Here is a 14244-nt window from a genome sequence, read left to right on the forward strand (position 1 = left end):
CCTACATCATTGGTGCCAGCGCCGGATGAAGTTGCACTTCCTGCGTTTTCACCACGAAGTACACGCTCTTGCCGGGCTCCAGATCCAGTTCGGCGGCCGCCGCGGCGGTGATATCGGCGGCCAGCGCGGTGCGGTCATCGCGGGGATCGACGCCCCGGACCCGCACGGTGGTGCCGTGGATGTCGAGTTCGGTGATGGTCACCGCGATGACATTGCGCGGGCTGGCGCGCGGAGCACTCAGGTGCACCGCGACCGCGGCCGGCCGGAACAGCGCAATCGCGGGTGCACCGACCGGTAGCTCGGACATGCCGGAAAGATCAGCGCCCCAGGATGTCCGGAGGATTCCGGGCTCGGTGATGGAGCCAGATACCAGGTTGACTCCGGCGATGGTCGCGGCGAACTCGCTGCGCGGGGTGGTCAGTACCTCGCGGACCGGACCGCGCTCCACGATGCGCCCCCTGTCCACCACGATGACCTTGTCGGCGATGGCCAGGGCGTCGAGCAGATCGTGGGTGACGATGATCGCGGTGCGGCCGGTGTCGCCGAGCACCTCGCGTAGCAGGCGGCGCATCGCCGGGGCGGCGCTGACATCGAGGGCGGCCATCGGTTCGTCGAGCAGCAGTAGCGCCGGCTCGGCGGCCAGGGCTCGTGCCAGCGCCACGCGCTGCGCCTGCCCGCCCGACAACTCGGCGGGTGTGCGGTCGGCCAGGTCAGCGGCGCCGACGGCGGCGAGCCAGCGCCGGGCGGCCGTGCGGGCCGCGCGGCGCGACAGGCCCCGGCACCGCGGCGCGTAGCCGACGTTGGCGGTGACATTCATGTGCGGGAACAGCATCGCCTGCTGCGACAACATGGCCACCCCGCGGGCGTGGGTGGGCAGGAACGTCCCCGCATCGGTGTCGGTCAGGACGGTGTCCCCGAGTTCGATGCGCCCGGTGTCCGGTCGCAGCAGACCGGCGATCAGCATCAGCAGCGTCGACTTCCCGGCGCCGTTGGGGCCCAACACGGCCAGCACCTCGCCATCGTCGAGAGACACGTCGAACTCGACATCGCGTTGCTCCAGGCGGGCCGCCACCCGCACCCCGCTCACAGCGGGCCCGCCAGCCGGCGGGTGCCCGAGGCGATCACGATGGCCGCGGCCACCACGATCAGCAGCAGCGACAGCGCGACCGCGGCGTCGGCATCGGACTCGCGCTGCAGGTAGATCTCCAGCGGCAACGTCCGGGTAACGCCCTGCAGTGAGCCGGCGAACGTCAGCGTCGCCCCGAACTCGCCGAGGGATCGGGCGAACGCCAGCACCGCGCCCGAGAGCAGACCGGGCAGCACCAGCGGCAGGGTCACCGTGCGCAGCACGGTGGTGGGCCGGGCGCCGAGCGTGGCGGCGATGTGCTCGTAGCCGGTGCCCGCCGAACGCAGCGCGCCTTCGAGGCTGACGACCAAGAACGGCAGCGACACGAAGGACTGGGCCAGCACCACCGCCGTGGTGGAGAAGGCGATCCGGACACCCCACAGATCGAGGTACTCGCCGAGCAGCCCCTGCCGGCCAAAGGTGTACAGCAGCGCGATACCGCCCACCACCGGCGGCAGCACCAGTGGCAGCAGCACCAGGGCGCGCAGGACGGACTGGCCGCGAAACTGCCCGCGGGCCAGCACGAGTGCCATCGGCACACCGATCAGCACGCAGACCACCGTACTGGCGCCGGCAGTCTTCAGGCTCAACGCCAGTGCCGCCCGCGATGACTCGGAGGTGATCAGCGGAATGAAGCGGGGCCAGTCGATCTTCAACAGGATCGCGATCAGCGGCGCGATCACGAACAGCGCGCCGAGCGCGGCGGGCAGGTAGATCCAGGCCGGTAGACCCACCTGAATCAGTGCGCCGTGGCGCCGGGCGATGGTCACGGCGCGGTGAAGCCCGCACTCGTGAGCACGTCCTGCCCGGCCGGCCCCGTCACGAGGTCGATGAAAGCCTGTGCTGCTTGCGGATTGGCGGCATCCTTCAGCACGGCGATCGGGTAGGTGTTCACCGCCTCGGCGGATTCGGGGAACGCGACGGCGGTCACCTTGTCCCCGGCGCCGGCGGCGTCGGTGACATACACCAGCCCCGCATCGGCCTGCCCGGACGTGATCTTGCCCAGCACGTCGGTGACGGCGGATTCCTCGCTCACCGGGGACAGTTCGACACCGGCGGCCCGCTCGACCTTCTCGGTGGCCGACCCGCACGGCACCTGCGGCGCGCACACCACCACCTGGGTGCCGGGCTTGGCCAGATCCGCGAAAGTAGCGATGCCCTTGGGGTTTCCGGGCGGGGTGACGATCGTCAGCGTGTTGGCGGCGAAATTCGCCGGCGAACCGGCGACCAGTCCCTCATCGGAGACCTTGGTCATGGTGTCGATGTCGGCCGAGGCGAACACATCGGCCGGCGCGCCCTGGGCGAGCTGTGCCACCAGATCCGCGGAACCGGCGAAGTTGAACGTCACCGTGGTTCCCGGGTTCTCGGCCTCGTAGCCGGCTCCGAGCTCGGTGAAACTCGTCTTCAGCGACGCCGCCGCGAAGACGGTGACCGCGGCCGACGACGGCGCATCCGAGGCGGTGGGTGAGCATCCGGTGAGCAGCGCCGCAACGCTGAGCACGGCGGCCAGCGGCTTCACGAGGCCCCTGCGGGGGTTTCGACGATGACCGTGGTGGCCTTGACCACGGCGACGGCCAGCGCCCCGGGCTCCAGGCCGAGTTGTTCGACCGAGGCCGTGCTCATCAGCGAGACGATGGTGAACGGCCCGCATTGCATCTGAACCTCGCTCATCACCCGATCGGAGGTCACCTTGGTGACCAGGCCGACGAGCCGGTTGCGGGCCGAGCTACTGGCGCCGGTGGGGTCGGTCGGCGGGGAGGCCTGCTCACGGACGAATTCGGCCAGGACATCACCGGCGATGACCTTGCGCCCCGCATCGTCCTTGTGAGACGCCAAGGCTCCACCGTCGATCCACCGGCGCACGGTGTCATCGCTGACCCCGAGCAGGGCGGCCGCATCCCTGATGCGGATGTCCGGCATCTGCGCCTCCCATCGATCGAAACCGCCGCAAATGCGGTCAGATGAACCTATACCGTCTTGGTTCGCGGTTTCAATCAAACTCTCGCTGACTCTGCGGCGAGGGTGCGGCCCACACGCACTTTTGCGCCCTCAGCGCAGAGTCGGTCAGCGCACCTCGTCGGCCACCACCCGTGACGCCGCGCGCAGCGCCTCCCAGTCGCCCCGCCAGCCGAGCAGATGCACGGCCAGATCGGCGGTACGCTCCGGCTGATTCGGCACGCCGAGCCCGTCGACCCGCAGGTTGGGCAGCGTCTCGACCAACCGGAACACCACATCGCCGTCGACTCCGACGTCGAGGGTGTCCGGTGCCGGTGGATCCAGCTCGGCGAGAACACGGCGCGAGAGGTCGTGATAGGCGTTGCGCAATTCGGTGCGCTGCCGGTGGAATTCGTCGAACTGCGGATCGCGGACCTCGGGCAGCAGATACAGGATGCCCAGATTCCACGGGCTGTCCCAGAGCAGCCGACAGTCCAGGTAGCTCAGCGCGTGCAACAGCACCACCGCGGGTTCGGACCGCTCGCGCAACTGGTGAGCGGCCTTCAGTGAGGACACCACTGTCCCGCTGAGCAGCGACGCCAGGATGTCGTTCTTGGTGCGGAAGTGGTGATACAGCGAGGCCTGGCGGATCCCGACGGCCTCGGCGATCTGCCGGGTCGAGGTGGCGGCCACCCCCAGGGTGGTGAACAGCTCGGCGGCGGCATCGAGCACTTCATCGCGGGCGGTCTTGCCCGGCCGTTTACGTTCCTCCAGTCGGGGACGGCCACTCGCGGGGGTGCGCACGTGTCGATCCTGCCAGGTGGGCAGGATCGACACGTGCGGGATGTTGCTCAGGACTGGGCCGAGGTCAGCACGGCCGGTGCCGGCTGGTCTTCCGGTTCGGCCGCCGCCACGGGCGCGACGGGCCGCGAGGTGAATGCGGCGACCGCCACGTAGGCGATGAGCGACGCGGCACCGGCCAGCAGGGTGCTCCAGCCGTCGGCCGCCGTCGTCACCCACTCATTCGGCACGTAGAACAGGGTGTTGTCGACGCCGTAGATGGTCGGGGTCAGCACGAAGAACGTCAGCCGCACCCCGATCCCGACCACGATGGCCGCGCCGGCCGCGGCGGCGCCGCCACGCGACCAGTACAGCCCGAGGATGAACGGCACCACCAGGCTGGCCAGCAGCAGGTCGAAGGACAGTGTCAGCAGAATGCCGGTCTGCGGCACCCGCAGCGCGACCACGCCCGCCAGGACGGCCATCGGCAGCGTCGCCCACCGAGTGGCCCGAAGCACCCGCGGTGTCATCACCGGCGCCTCCGCGTCGATGCGTAACACGTTGCGCACCAGCACCGCCGCCGTCGCGAGCAGGATGCCGCTGACGGTGGTGAGGGTGGCCGCGAGCAGACCCGAGATGACGATGATGGCCAGCCACACCGGGGCGTACTGGGCGAGCAGGGTGTAGAGGATGGGCCCGTCCGCGGCCGCGTCTCCGACGATGCTCACCGCGGCCAGCGCGACGAACGACAGCGGGATGCACAGCATCAGGATGCCCGCCGCCGCGGCGAAGCAGGCGTTCTGGGCGCCGCGGGGAGTGCGGGCGGAGAACACCCGCTGCATCAGATCGATGGCGACCAGGTTGCCCAGGCCGAGCGCGATGATGGTGGCCCAGTTGATGACCGCACCGGATTCGCTGGAAGTGAGCTGCGCCAGATCACCGGCGCCCATGCCCTCCGGCGCGCTGAAACCGTGCGTGGTGCCCACCCAGGTCACCAGGGACACCACCCCGATGATGTTGACGATCACACATGTCACGCCGGTGTAGACGCTGGCGAACATGCCACCGGTGATGGTGTATAGCAGTGCAAGTGGGATGGTCAGCAGGATGCCGTAGGCATAGGAGACGCCGACGAACCGTTCGAGCAGGAAGCCGATGGCCACCAGGTTGCCGGCCAGCAGGATGATGAAGCTGGCGATGGTCAGGTAGGACGACGCGACCTCGGTGGCCCGGCCGAACCGGTTGCGGAAGTACTCGGGCAGCGTCACGACGTCGGCGGTCCGCATGCGTTTGGCGAAGAACAACCCCATCAGCAGCAGGCACAGGGCCAGACCGATCGGCAGTGCGGCGCCGGCCCAGAATCCGAACGCCGCCGACAGGTCGGCATTGCCGATGGTGGCGTTGGAGTCGACGGGCTGCGCGATCAGGACCGCGGCGACCAGCGCGGCGGGCAGGGCACGGCCCGCGACCAGATAGTTCGAACAGTCGCCGCGCACCCGTCGCGCGGAGACCACACCGCTGACGGTGAGGATGAGCAGGAATATGGCAACGCCGGTGATGATCATGGCGGAACTCCAAAGGGGGGAGGAGGTTTGAGGAAGTGAAAGGGATACGGCGCCGTTGCCGGACGAGCGGATACCGCGGGACAGAACTACCGATGCAGCAACGCATCTCGCCCGAAACTGTCCAGCGGTTGGGCACCCTCGGGCATCGTCACCTCCCCTCGGCGTACCCGGTCCTGCAGATAGCGGAAGCTCTGGGCGGTCTGGGCGAACAGATGATCACCGGCGACCACGGTGGGCCTCGCCGAACCCGCGTCGCCGCCGAGGAAGGCGTCCAGTGGCGCGACCACGGTGTCGGCGTCGACGTTGACGAACAACGGGAAGGAGTAGCGCTCCTCGGCGACCTTGCGCACCCGGTGGCTGGTCGCCACGTACTCGCCGTTGGTCCAGATCTCCAGCAGATCACCGATATTGAGCACGAATGCACCGTCGATGAGCGGGACGTCGACCCAGGTGCCTGCGGCGTTGAGCACCTCCAGTCCGGGTGCGGTGGGCCGCAGCAGGGTGAAGCACTCGTAGTCGGTGTGTGCGCCGATCCCGGGACGGTCGGCGGCGGCCGGATCGTACGGGTAGTGGATGAGCCGCAGCTGGGACGGCGGCGCGGTGACATACCTGTCGAAACGGTCGGCCGGCTCGTCGAGCGCCACCGCGAAGGCCCGCAGCAGGATCCGGGACAGCGCGAAAACCGCGTCATACCAGGCGGTCACGGCCTCTCTGAAGCCGGGCAGCTCGGGCCACTGGTTGGGGCCGAGCAGCGGGTGACCCGCCAGGTAGCGGGGGTCGTCGGCGGGCAGATCGATGGACAGGTCGAACGCCTCTTTGGCATCGACCGTGCCGGCCGAGAAGATCTCCTCCCCGGGTGGCACATAGCCGCGGTGATTCGAGGAGTTGGCGATGTGCACGCGCTGTTTGTCGGCGTCGGGGAGCGCGAAGAACGCCTTGGTGCGTTCCAGCAGGGCCTCGAACAGTGCGGGATCGACGCCGTGGCCCACGATCTGGGCGAAACCGATGTGGCGGGCGGCAGCGCCGAGCGCATCGACCGCGGTGCGGTAGCCGGGGCCGGACGCGTCGAGCAACCCCGAGACGTCCAGTACCGGAATGTCGGTGAAGTCGTTGTTCACAATCAATCCTAAAGGGTCAGTAGAGGTTCGGAGCGGTCCAGAGCGACGGTCCAGCGGCGTCGGACTGGGGTGCCTGCGGTGTCACGTTCGGCGACGGTGATCTCCCCGGAGCCGAGCTCAGGTGCCAGATCGTCACCGACCCGGAATGGCAGCGTCGATCGACTGATGAGCCAGCGATCGTCCTCGACGGTGCCCAGCGAGATCTCCAGGTCCAGCAGGGCGCGCGCCGACTCCAGATCGGCGGCGGCCACGGCATCCCGCAGCGCCACACCGGGTGTCGGTGCGATGCCGGCGGCCCGTCCCCGGACGTAGCCGAAGTGTGCACCGACCCGCAACAACAACCCGGGTCGGCCGGTGTCATCGTGCAGCGCCAGTTCCAGACCACTCACCTCCGGTGTCTCGGCCGCCCAGTCCTCGAAATAGTCACGGCCGATACCGGTTTCGACGAGGATCCCATCGATCAGGTGCAGCCGGCCGCGGTCGGGCAACGGATCGGCCGGGTGCAGATCCACCTCCCGCCACCACGTCCATTCCGCGCCGTCGTCCTCCAGGTGCCCGGCGAAGGCCTGCTGCTCGCACAACGCGAGCAGGTCCGCGCGGGTCAGTTCGTCGAGCGCGCGGCCGGTGATGGCCACCATGTCGGCCGGGGTCCGCAGGTCGATGTAGAGCTCACCGGCCTGCAACCACTGCACCTCGGTGGTGGTGTCGACGACGGCGCCGGGCACCGCCATCGCCAGGCGCCGCCAATTGCGGTGGCTGAGATCGCTGCGGGTGACCTCGGCGCCCCGACCGACGCGGCGCAGATAGCCGGGCCAGTCACCGTGGTGGGTGATGTCCTGCCCGGCATCCCACGCCTCGGCGGTGCAGCCGAACCCGACCACCTCGGTGCCGTCGGCGAGCGTCGCCCGGCCCAACGACATCGGTGCGGGCAGCGAGGCCAGGAAATCACCGAGCATCGCGGTGCCGATGAGCCAGAGCTCGCCGTAGATGGAGGCGCCGTCACCCGGGGCGACGCGCGCCAGCCCGGGTTTCGGCGGGTCGGTGTCCAGTCGGGCCAGCCGGTACTGCGGTGCCGTGCGGACCGGGCCGCACCAGCGTGCCCCGCGGTCGTCGAGCTGCCATGCCAACGGCTGACCGCGCAGGTGCGCACCCACCACCAGTAGGGCGGTGGTGTCCAGGCCGGCCCGCGCCGGCCATGGTGTGCCCGGCGCGGGGACCGATGCCGCGCCGGGCAGTGTCACGCACGCGGAGTGCAGGGTGACCATCCGGGCCAGATCGAGTGCGAGCGCGTCGGCACCGGCACGGGCGAGGACGCTGACACCGAATTGGGTGCCCTGCGCATCGGTTCCGGACGGCACCGCGACCGCGCACAGGTCCATCAGGTTGCAGAAGTTGGTGTAGGTACCCATCCGGGAGTTGACCCCGACGGGGTCGGCGTTCACCTCGGCGATGGTGGGGTGCCCGGTGGTGGTGGGGATCAGCAGGGCGTGGCAGTCGCCGAGTTCGGCCATCGCGGTCGCCGTGAGCTCGTCCAGGCGCACCCTGTCGGCCAGCAGGCGGGTGGCCGGCACCGCACCGGCGGCGGCGATGATGCCCGCCACCGTCGGGTCCAGGTCGTCGTCGTCTCGGTGAGCGTCCACGAACGCACCGACCGCCTCGTGGCGTTCGGCCACGAGGCCGCCGTCATACAGCAGCCGGGCCGCCTCCAGGAACGGGTCCAGGTCGATCTCGACGATCTCGATATCGTTGGTGGCCAATCGGTCCGCGGCGGCCCGGAATGCCTGCGCCCACTCCGGGGACAGTCCGGGCAGTGCGCGGGGCACCGCGACCCGGGTCCGCGGTGGTGCGGCCAGCGGGGCGTCGGCCGGGAAGAGCCGTGCGCCGCCGGCGATCACACCCATGGCGGTGTCGGCGGTGTCGATATCGCGGGCGAAGACCGTCACGCAGTCATACGAGCGGCAGGCGGGCACCACCCCGTCGGTCGGGACCACCCCGAGGGTCGGTTTGATCCCGACGATGCCCTGCAGGGCGGCCGGTACCCGCCCGGATCCGGCGGTATCGGTGCCCAGCGCGATATCCACCAGGCCCAGGGCGACGGCCACCGCGGAGCCCGAACTGGAGCCACCCGAGATGTATTCGGGTCGGCGGGAATCCCGCACCGCGCCGTGCGGGCTGCGGGTGCCGACCAGGCCGGTGGCGAACTGGTCCAGGTTGGTCGCCCCGATGATGACCGCGCCGGCCGCGCGCAGCCGGGTGACCACCGTGGCGTCGTCGGCGGCAGGACCGTCGGCATAGCCCGGGCACGCGGCGGTGGTCGCGATGCCGGCGATGTCGATGTTGTTCTTCACCGCGGCGACCAGTCCCGCCAGCGGCAATGGCGCATCGGAGGCGTCGACCTGCTCGGCGTCGGCCAGGGCATCGGTCAACGGCCGCAGGGTGATCCAGATCTCGGGGCGCTCAGCCGCCGCGATGGCGGCGTAGGCGGCACGGACCCGTTCGACGGCGCTCATGCGTGTCCGCCGGTGCCGACGACGACCAGCGGTGTGCCGGGATCGACCAGGTGCCCGGCCGAGACCAGGATCTGGGTGACCACACCGTCCGACGGTGCGCGCAGGACGGTCTCCATCTTCATCGCCTCCAGCGCCAGCAGCGGTTGGCCGGTGACCACCTGTTCGCCGATGGCCACGTCGACCTTCCACACGCTCGACGAGAACGGCGCGTCGACGCGCTGGTCGCCGTCGCCGAGCACGAGTTCGGCAGTGGGAACGACGGCGTCGGTGGCGGCACGCTCGGCCCGGTCGAACTCACCGGCGCGTTCCCAGGCGGCGCGTTCGGCGCCGAACGCGGTGGCCTGCTGGGCTCGGAACGCGGCGATATCGTCGGCGTTGTCGGCCAGGAACCGGTCGTGCTCGGCCAGCGAGAAGGTCCCGTCGGTGATATCGACCGAACCCCGGCCCGCGGCCATATCGGCGCGCAGCTCCAGGAGTTCCTCCGCCGAGACCGGGTACCAGGAGATGCGGTCGAAAAACCTGAGCAGCCAGGGGCTGCCGGGCTCGAACGGCGCGGTGCGCCGGTAGCGGCTCCACACCTGGGTGGTGCGGCCGACGAACTGGTAGCCGCCGGGGCCTTCCATACCGTAGATGCAGAGGTAGGCGCCGCCGATGCCGACGGAGTTCTCGGCGGTCCAGGTGCGGGCCGGGTTGTACTTGGTGGTGACCAGCCGGTGCCGGGGGTCCAACGGGGTCGCCACCGGGGCACCCAGGTAGACGTCGCCGAGGCCCAGGGTCAGGTACTCGGCGGCGAAGACGGTGTCGTAGACGTCGGCCTGGCCGGCCAAACCGTTGATCCGCCGGATGAATTCGATGTTCGACGGGCACCACGGCGCGTCATCGCGGACCCCGGAGGTGTACCGGGCGATGGCCTCCCGGGTGGCCGGGTCATCCCAGCTCAGCGGGAGCCGGACCTGACGGCTGGGGACCACCAGTTCGGAGGAGGCCGGCAGGTCGTCCTCGATCTCGGAGAGCAGCCCGAGCAGCCGGGGGATCGGCAGCACATCGGGGTCGACGTGCACCTGCAGGGAACGGATGCCGGGGGTGAGGTCGAGAATTCCGGTGGCGTTGCCCTCCAGCCGAGTGTGCAGGGCATGCACCCGGGCACGCAACGCGAGATCCAGGACGATATCGCCGTATTCGATGAGCACGTTGTCATCGCCGCTGCGGCGGTAGGTCACCGCGGGCGCGCCGTCGACACCGGCCCGGCGGGCCAGCACGCCGTCATCGCCGTCTCCGCTACGGGGCAGCCGAGCCACCCGGCGAGGTCCGAGTTCGGTGCGCGACGGCGCCTGGGCGGCACGTACCGGCACGAACCGCACGGTGTCACCGGGGCATAGCTGTCCCAGCTTCCAGCGCTGCGCCGCGACCACGGTGACGGGGCAGACGAATCCGCCGAGGCTCGGTCCGTCGGGGCCGAGCAGGATCGGGGTGTCACCGGTGAAATCGAGCGCACCGACGGAGTAGGCGTTGTCGTGGATATTGGACGGGTGCAGGCCCGCCTCGCCGCCGTCGGGGCGGGCCCACTGCGGTTTGGGGCCTTCGAGGCGGACACCGGTGCGTGCCGAGTTGAAGTGCACGCGGTAGGCGGCCTCGAACAGGGTGTCGATATCGCTGCGGGTGAAGAACTCCGGTGCGCCGTGCGGGCCTTCGGTGACGGCCAGTTCCCATTCGGTGCTGAAGACGGGTCGCTCGCCATGCGGCACGAGACCACCGGACTCGATCGTTGCCGGGTGGGTGCGCAGCACATCTCCGGCGTGCAGTTCGCGGCCGCCGTGCCCGCCGAACCGGCCGAGGGTGAAGGTGGAGGCGCTGCCCAGGTAGGCGGGCACGTCGAGACCTCCGGCAAGCAGCACATAGGTGCGCAGGCCCATCGTCTCGGCCGCGCCCACATCGAGCACACCGCCCGCGGGGATCTGTACGGGTTCCCACATCGGGACCGGCGCACCGTCGACGGTCACCAGGCATTCGGCGCCGGTGACGCAGACCGTGGTCGGGTGGGTGAAGCGCAGCGCGGGGCCCGACGCGGTGCACTCCAGTCCGGCGGCGTTCTCGGGGTTGCCCAGGGCACGGTTGCCGAGCCGGAACGACAGGTCGTCCATCGGGCCGCTGGGGGGCACGCCGACCTGCCACAGCCCGACCCGCCCGGGTACGTCCTGCACGGTGGTCAGCAGGCCGGGCCGGTCGACGGTGATGCGGGGCCGCGGATCGGTGACCCCGGCGAGGGTGGCGGTGCTGTGCCGGGCCGCGCGCACATCGTCGTGATCAAGTGCTGCGCACAGCATTCCGATGTTGACCTCGATACCGTGCAGCTCGGTGCCGGCCAGCGCCTGGCCGAGCCGGGTCAGTGCGGTGTCACGGTCCCCGGCGCGGGTGATGACCTTGGCCAGCAGCGGATCGTAGGATGCGGTGACCTCGGTACCGTCCTGCACCCAGCCGTCCACCCGGATGTCGGGAAACAGTTCGGGGTCGGGGAAGCGGACGGCGGTGATGGTGCCGACGCTGGGTCGGTAGTCGCGGGTCGGGTCCTCGGCGTAGACGCGTGCTTCCACCGCATGACCGGTCACCGGCACTGTGCCGGTGGGGTATTCGTCGAGCATGCGCGCGTCGCCGACGGCCAGCCGCATCATCCAGGCGGCCAGGTCCACTCCGGTGACGGCCTCGGTGACGGGGTGTTCGACCTGCAGACGGGCGTTGACTTCGAGGAACGACGCCTCCCGCCGTGCCGCGTCGTAGACGAATTCGACGGTGCCCGCGGAGCGATAATTCACCGAGGCCGCCAATGCGCGTGAGGTGGCGTGCAATTGCGCACGGATCGCATCGGGGAGAGCGGGTGCGGGTGCCTCCTCGATGACCTTCTGGTGCCTGCGCTGCAGCGAGCAGTCCCGATCACCCAGGGACAGCACACGTCCGGTGCCATCGCCGAAGATCTGCACCTCGACGTGACGGGCGTTCTCGACATAGCGCTCGACGAAGACGCCGGCCGAGCCGAAGCTGCGTTCGGCCTGGGACACCACCCGCTGGTACGCCGTGCGCAGGTCGTCGGCGGTGCGGCAGACCTGCATACCGATGCCACCTCCACCGCCGGTGGCCTTGAGCATCACCGGGTAGCCGATGACCTCGGCGGCGGCCACCGCGGCGTCCGGATCGTCGAGCAGATCGGAGCCGGCGAAGATCGGGACGCCGGCCGCGCGGGCCGCGGCCCGCGCGGTGTGCTTGGTCCCGAACTCGCGCAGCTGGTGCGGGGTGGGGCCGGCGAACGCGATCCCGGCGGCTTCCACGGCCGCGGCGAAATCGGCGTCCTCGGAAAGGAATCCGTATCCGGGATGCACGATGGTCGCTCCGGAGGACGCCGCGGCGGCGAGGATGGCCTCGATGCGCAGATAACTGTCCCGTGGTGCGGCGGGCCCGACCCGCACCGCGTCATCGGCCAGCGCGACATGCGGGGCGCCGCGGTCGGCGTCGGAGAACACCGCGACGGTGCGCATGCCGAGCCCCTTGGCGGCGCGGATGAGCCGTACCGCGATCTCGCCCCGGTTGGCGATCAGGACAGTGTGGTCGCTCATACGGCACCATCCGGTCGCGTGACGATCATCCGGACCGGCGTCGGGTCGAATGCGTTGCAGGGGTTGTTGATCTGCGGGCAGTTCGACACCAGGACCAGCGTGTCGATGTCGGCGCGCAGGGCGACCCGCTTGCCGGGGCCGGACAGGCCATCGACGATGCCGAGGGCTCCGTCGGGGTCGACCGGGACATTCATGAACCAGTTGATGTTGCTGGCCAGATCCCGCGCGCCGAGGCCGTGCCGGGAACCTTCGAGCAGAAAGTTCTCCAGGCAGCCGTGCTGGGCGCGGGTGTGCTGCCCGTAGCGCAGTGTGTTGGATTCCTTGGAACAGGCGCCGCCGAGGGTGTCGTGCACGCCTACTTCGTCGGCGACGACGGTCATCAATGCGTCCCCGGTGTCCGCGCGCAGCACCGACCCGGTGGTCAGCGTGATGCGGCCCTGACGGCGGATCGTCTCCTGTGCCGAGTACCGCACGCCGGTGTCCGCTGCCGCGTAGAGCAGGCAGTCGACGGCCTGGTTGCCGGCGAGGTCGACGATGGTCAGCACGTCCCCGGCGGCCACGACCGCCGACCAGGCGGCGCGCGCCGCGACGTACTCGTCGAGCACGACCGTCCCTTCGATCAGGGCGGGCACGATGGCAGTGGTGGTCACAGCTGTCCCCTTGCGGTGAGGTCGGCATCGGTGTTGGCGATGGCTTGGCGGTGTTCGGGTCCCAGTTGCCCCACCAGGTCTCCATCGGTGAGCCGATGCAGGTCGGCGGGTGCCGGCCAGGCGTGGATCAGCAGTGGGGAGCAAGTGAACTCCGGTCGCGGGTCCAGCGGATGCGCCGTATTGGCCACCAGCACAATGGCATCGACGTGTAGCAACAGCTCCACCGAGGTGTTGGCGCCCGCGGAGCCGACCCAGTCGAAGGTGCCGTCGGCCTGCACGCGCACGCCCTGGAAGAAGGACACCGACGGTGGCAGATCGCGGCGGTCCAGGCCGTGTTTCAGCGCGGCAAGGGTGAACAGTTCGCGGCCGGCGGGGAGGGGGACTCCGGTGCGGCTGCACCGAAGCGCTCCAGATTGCCTGCGCGCGTGGAGGTTCCGGTGAGTGCGTCGTGAGATCTGGACGTGTCGGCAACGATGGTGGCCAAGGCGCGGCCGAATCCGCTGAGCAGCGGATGGCCGTTGCCGAGGTAGGCCTGCCAGGGCACCTTCACGGTGTCGGCGACATTGAGGCGCTCATGGGGCGCGTCGGCGCGGTGCAGCAGCAGGTGCGCACAGGCGTCACCGACCGGGTCGGTGAGTCGCACTCGGGTGCCGCGGGCCAGCGTCGCGCTCGAATAGCCGCCCGGCGCCACGGTTTCGGACCACACCAGGGATTCGGCGGGTACCCCGGCAGGTGCCGTCGGGGACGACGACGCCGGGATATGGCGCATGAACTCTGCGGTGCGTCCGTGCTGGGCGCGGGCATGCGTGCGGGCTCCTGCCGTGGTGGCGGTTTCGGACGCCGTGTCGGTGCTGCTCACTGACCACCCTCGAAAAGTCGGGAGCCCGCCGGATGGACGGGCTTTCTGTCAGGTGACAGTTTTCGCGTCGGGCGGTCGGTGGTGGTTGCCGTGATG

10 protein-coding genes and 1 pseudogene are annotated in these 14244 nt (G+C 70.0%); all 11 read right to left on the reverse strand.

What is annotated here, in order from left to right:
- Window position 1 precedes the first annotated feature (1 nt).
- Entirely contained in the window at window positions 2–1087 is a 1086-nt protein-coding gene (locus C6A86_RS08085; protein ID WP_105366689.1) for a sulfate/molybdate ABC transporter ATP-binding protein, read from the reverse strand.
- Complete coding sequence (locus C6A86_RS08090) at window positions 1084–1896, reverse strand: ABC transporter permease (RefSeq protein ID WP_105366690.1); 813 nt, start codon at window positions 1894–1896, stop codon at window positions 1084–1086. Before C6A86_RS08090 ends, C6A86_RS08085 begins: the two co-directional genes overlap by 4 nt.
- Window positions 1893–2645: a molybdate ABC transporter substrate-binding protein gene (gene modA / locus C6A86_RS08095; protein ID WP_396834930.1), complete on the reverse strand. Its 753-nt coding sequence runs from the start codon at window positions 2643–2645 to the stop codon at window positions 1893–1895. Before modA ends, C6A86_RS08090 begins: the two co-directional genes overlap by 4 nt.
- Complete coding sequence (locus C6A86_RS08100) at window positions 2642–3046, reverse strand: molybdopterin-binding protein (RefSeq protein ID WP_105366692.1); 405 nt, start codon at window positions 3044–3046, stop codon at window positions 2642–2644. Before C6A86_RS08100 ends, modA begins: the two co-directional genes overlap by 4 nt.
- A 144-nt stretch (window positions 3047–3190) precedes the next feature.
- Window positions 3191–3907, reverse strand: a complete 717-nt coding sequence (locus C6A86_RS08105) for a TetR/AcrR family transcriptional regulator (RefSeq protein ID WP_105366705.1) — start codon at window positions 3905–3907, stop codon at window positions 3191–3193.
- A 5-nt stretch (window positions 3908–3912) separates the two neighbouring features.
- Entirely contained in the window at window positions 3913–5406 is a 1494-nt protein-coding gene (locus C6A86_RS08110) for a sodium:solute symporter family transporter (RefSeq protein WP_105366693.1), read from the reverse strand.
- Between the two features lie 86 nt (window positions 5407–5492).
- A complete protein-coding gene (locus tag C6A86_RS08115; protein ID WP_105366694.1) occupies window positions 5493–6524 on the reverse strand; it encodes an isopenicillin N synthase family oxygenase in 1032 nt (343 codons plus the stop codon).
- A gap of 8 nt (window positions 6525–6532) precedes the next feature.
- A complete protein-coding gene (gene atzF, locus C6A86_RS08120; RefSeq protein ID WP_105366695.1) occupies window positions 6533–9034 on the reverse strand; it encodes an allophanate hydrolase in 2502 nt (833 codons plus the stop codon).
- The gene (gene uca / locus C6A86_RS08125; RefSeq protein WP_311101075.1) at window positions 9031–12639 is read right to left on the reverse strand and encodes an urea carboxylase; all 3609 of its coding nucleotides are present in this window, start codon (window positions 12637–12639) and stop codon (window positions 9031–9033) included. The genes atzF and uca overlap by 4 nt, the downstream gene beginning before the upstream one ends.
- On the reverse strand, window positions 12636–13289 hold the full coding sequence (locus C6A86_RS08130) for an urea amidolyase associated protein UAAP2 (protein WP_105363305.1): 654 nt from the start codon (window positions 13287–13289) through the stop codon (window positions 12636–12638). The genes uca and C6A86_RS08130 overlap by 4 nt, the downstream gene beginning before the upstream one ends.
- Window positions 13286–14148 (reverse strand): annotated as a pseudogene (locus tag C6A86_RS08135) (urea amidolyase associated protein UAAP1). Before C6A86_RS08135 ends, C6A86_RS08130 begins: the two are co-directional and overlap by 4 nt.
- Window positions 14149–14244: the final 96 nt, after the last annotated feature.

This window comes from Mycobacterium sp. ITM-2016-00316, assembly GCF_002968335.2.
In the GTDB taxonomy this organism is placed as follows: Bacteria; Actinomycetota; Actinomycetes; order Mycobacteriales; family Mycobacteriaceae; genus Mycobacterium.